The sequence below is a fragment of the Sphingobium sp. genome (assembly GCF_035511395.1).
Classification (GTDB): domain Bacteria; phylum Pseudomonadota; class Alphaproteobacteria; order Sphingomonadales; family Sphingomonadaceae; genus Sphingobium.
This window is the reverse complement of sequence record NZ_DATKFP010000010.1, coordinates 1-3,288: the sequence shown is the minus strand read 5'-3', so window position 1 is coordinate 3,288 and position 3,288 is coordinate 1. Positions and strand designations below refer to the sequence as shown.

4 protein-coding genes and 1 pseudogene are annotated in these 3,288 nt (G+C 62.6%); 2 read left to right on the top strand and 3 right to left on the bottom strand.

Going from position 1 to position 3,288, the window contains the following annotated elements; genetic code table 11:
• The 3 genes from VMR39_RS00450 to VMR39_RS00440 form a co-directional block, all read right to left on the bottom strand.
• Nucleotides 1-599, bottom strand: a 599-nt coding sequence (locus VMR39_RS00450) for a GntR family transcriptional regulator (protein ID WP_325413295.1), incomplete at its 3' end; no start/stop codon positions are given.
• Nucleotides 600-605: 6 nt separating this feature from the next.
• The gene (locus VMR39_RS00445; RefSeq protein WP_325413293.1) at nucleotides 606-1,028 is read right to left on the bottom strand and encodes a transcriptional regulator; all 423 of its coding nucleotides are present in this window, start codon (nucleotides 1,026-1,028) and stop codon (nucleotides 606-608) included.
• A gap of 139 nt (nucleotides 1,029-1,167) precedes the next feature.
• Nucleotides 1,168-1,590, bottom strand: a complete 423-nt coding sequence (locus tag VMR39_RS00440; RefSeq protein WP_325413291.1) for a hypothetical protein — start codon at nucleotides 1,588-1,590, stop codon at nucleotides 1,168-1,170.
• Between the two features lie 469 nt (nucleotides 1,591-2,059).
• Here VMR39_RS00440 and VMR39_RS00435 point away from each other — a divergent pair, with 469 nt between their 5' ends.
• Together VMR39_RS00435 and VMR39_RS00430 are read left to right on the top strand one after the other, a co-directional pair.
• Nucleotides 2,060-2,854, top strand: coding sequence for a DsbC family protein (locus tag VMR39_RS00435; protein ID WP_325413289.1), 795 nt, complete (start codon nucleotides 2,060-2,062; stop codon nucleotides 2,852-2,854).
• Between the two features lie 195 nt (nucleotides 2,855-3,049).
• Nucleotides 3,050-3,288, top strand: a pseudogene (locus tag VMR39_RS00430) (hypothetical protein); the annotation flags it as partial.

The following is a 3,288-nucleotide window of genomic DNA, read 5'->3' as shown; positions in this document are numbered from 1 at the left end:
CCCCTAGCGGCACGAATACGCCGTCGGTGATAGTTCCATAAGACCTCGAGAAGAGCTCGGCCGGTTCCTGATCTCGCCAATGTATTGGCGGCCAGCAGTTCATCGCCGCAGTCGGACCAGCGCTCCGTCTCGGCGAGTCGCACCGCCCGAAGGCGCTCACCAGCGTTTCTGACGGCGGCGGCGAGTTCGTTCGACCACGAACTCTCCGCGATACCCAGAAACATGGCTTCGGCGCTTTCGACGAGCCGGTCGGGCGAGCTACAGTCGATGGCAGAGATTTGAAGGACTGGCGAATCATCGGGCCGCCTGGATTTCCGGGCCTTGACGGCCATGCGGATGAGATGTCCGTGCCATGTGTAACAATCGCGCAAGGCTTCCTCGCTCCAGCCGATGAGGCGAAATCCGCGATGCTCGCCCATCGCGAGCAGCCCTTCTCCGTAGAGCCGGTGCAAGGCATCACGAACGGGCGAAACGCTGGTTCCCAGGTCTGCTGCGAGCTGCGTCACCGACAGTTCGCGATCCGCGAAACAGCTGCCGGAAAGCAGAACCTGCTTGAGCTGAACGTAGACCGTTTCATGCTGGCGGGCTCCCGGCGACATCGTCGTTCAGTCGTCCTCCCGGCTATCGGGGCGACGATCGGCATCGCGGGGGAGGAGTTGAAATGAAAGCATATCGAGATTGTGCCGGGCGATCGCATCGATGCACACGGTTTCGATTTTCGAAAGATCGCCTTCGAGCAGGCCGCGCGGAAACACCCGCTGGTGTTCCATGAAGAGCAGGGGAATGACGAGATGGCCGGTAGAGAGTCCCAGTGCATGCGCGCAGCGGAAATGGTCATCGAGCCGGGATTTGGGGTTGCCGGCCTCGATCTCGCGCAGCCATCGCGCGCCGATCCCGACCTGCGCGGCAAAGCTTTCCTGCGTGATCTTCTCTGCCCGTCGTGTCATTTCGATGCGCCTCCCCGACATCAGCTTGATCGTCTCAAGTACGGCAGGATCGCGTGCGCTGTGTATCGCCCGAAGCGGCATGACCAGGTCTCCCTTGCCAATGGCTCAAGCTCCCACGCGCAGCCCGTGAGGAAGGATGTTGTTGATAACGCCAAGGGTCAAACAGTAATGCTTTCATGATGAAACCATTTTCTTCGAACTCGAACGTGCCATCATCGCGTTACCGCGCTCTTTTCGCGGGAATGATCATCGAGGCACTTTCGTACATCGCCTCCAACTCGGCGTCGTCCAGGCTCAGGAGCAGACTAAGCCCCGCATTGTAAAGACGCCATGTCGCAACCGGGCGCCCGTATTGGCCACTCTCGGCAAGCCGTCGGCTGATACGGTCGACAAGTTCGGCAAGCCGGGTCGTCGCGCCGACAAAACGCGTTGATTTACCGCCCAGTACTGCACAATCGGGTGATTCCAGTTCGGCCGCGATATCGGCCGGATCGCTGGAGTCGAGCATGCTCATGGCGACGTAGAGTGTCAGTCCGTAGGGAATGAACTCGCGCGACAGCCGCGCAAGCCGGCAGTGGCAGGCAAGGAACGCATCGACGCCTTTCCCGGAGAGTTGCAGCTTGTAGCTCCTGGACGCCCTCACACCGTCACTCCCTCGCCCGATTCGGTCACGAAGCGATCCCGCAAGGGCTGCGCTTCCACAGACAAGACGGCAAAAACAGTCGGAGAAAGCACCATATCCGGCAATGGACTGCCGATTGCGGTACTGCATTTCCGATCCGGTATCTCAGTGCCCTGCCCATTGCCGCGGCTAATTGCTCGCATCATCCTTCATCCATCCGATCATCATGGTGACGGCGAGCGCAGCCCTTATCCACGCTCCCAGCCCGAACCGCATGACAAGACCCGTCGCGCTACCGCTGCGCGCCGGAAGAAGGAGGCATGTGTCGATGTTCCACGATTTTCGTGAACTGGCGATGGCGGCCAGAATGCATCTTGCGCCCAGGGCCCGACACCCTGTGAGCCGGCGGGAAGACGCGGCCGCGACGTTATCCTGGCCGAAGCGCCCGGGCCTGCTTCTTGCCGGGGCAAGTGTCGCAGGGCTTGCGCTCATGTCGTCTGCTTCCGCCCATGCCAATGAACCGGATCAGGATCAGATCACGCGCCACTCCAAACGTGTAGCTACGGGTCAGACGGATGCTAGACTGTTCGGTGATGCGCAGGCTGAAGCCGAGCGGCAACTCCACCAGACCTTCACCAATCTGCGCTTCGAGGACTTCGGCCCCGCGCCGGTCAAGGGGCCGATCTATGAAGCCTACGCCGGCGGCAAGATCATCTATTTCGCGCCGCAGAGCGAGCACCTGCTGTTCGCCACGGTCTACGATCGCGATGGCGTCAACCTGACGGCGCTCGCCCAGGAACAGCGCACGAGCCGCCGGCTGAAGGCGATCGATCCCGCAAAAGCGCTGGCGATCGGGCCGGTCGATGCGCCGACGGTGATCGAGTTCACCGATCCCGATTGCCCTTACTGCCAGGCGCTCGACCGTTACTGGAACGCCAAGCTGGCCGAAGGCAAGCCGGTCCGGCGGCTCATCTTCTTCGTAAGCGGCATTCATCCGGCCGCTGCCGCCAAAGCCGAGCACATACTGTGCTCGCCCGATCGCGAGGCTGCTTTCAGGGCCGTTTATTCGGGCCAGACCCCGCCGGTCCTGCGCCAGTGCGAAAGCGGTCACGACAAGGTCGCCGCCGATGCCGAGCTGGTCGCCAAAGTGGGTGTGTCGGGAACGCCGACCCTCATTGCGGACGGCACGCTCATCTCGGGCTTCCAGCAGGCCGAACTCGAGACCTTCCTCGACCGGCACGCGAAGCCCGCGCTGGCGAAGGTCGCCACCGATGCGCCGCACTGAGTTCACACGCACCGCCGCGCGAAGCGACGATCTCTTTTCCGGAGGGCATCCAATCGGGCCGATCCCGGCCCGGCGGATGAACAAGGATGCCGGCGGCGGCGGGCTCATGGAGCCGTCCACCGACGCCCCGGCCGACACCGATCCTCGTCGATGCCGGCAGGCGAATGTCCGGACGGCTCCTTTTGGAGCAATGCCATGATGCGTACATTCGGTGAAAAGGCTCTTGCGGCGGCGAATATCGGCGTCCCTTTGGGCATGGTGGCCCTGATCGCCGGCCCGGCCCATGCCTTCTCGGCACCCGCCCAGGGCGATCTCGGCTACGACATCTACGATATCGTCGTGAACAAGGGCGTGAAGGGGCCGCTGGGCTTCGTGGGCGGCGTCGCCGCTTTCCTGTTCGGTGTCTCGCGCCTGTTCTCGAACATCATGATCGG

What these genes read in the sequence shown, in the direction of transcription:
- VMR39_RS00435 (WP_325413289.1), top strand. Translation starts at nt 2,060, where the DNA reads ATGTCGTCTGCTTCCGCCCATGCCAATGAACCGGATCAGGATCAGATC.
- VMR39_RS00445 (WP_325413293.1), bottom strand. Translation starts at nt 1,028, where the DNA reads ATGCCGCTTCGGGCGATACACAGCGCACGCGATCCTGCCGTACTTGAG.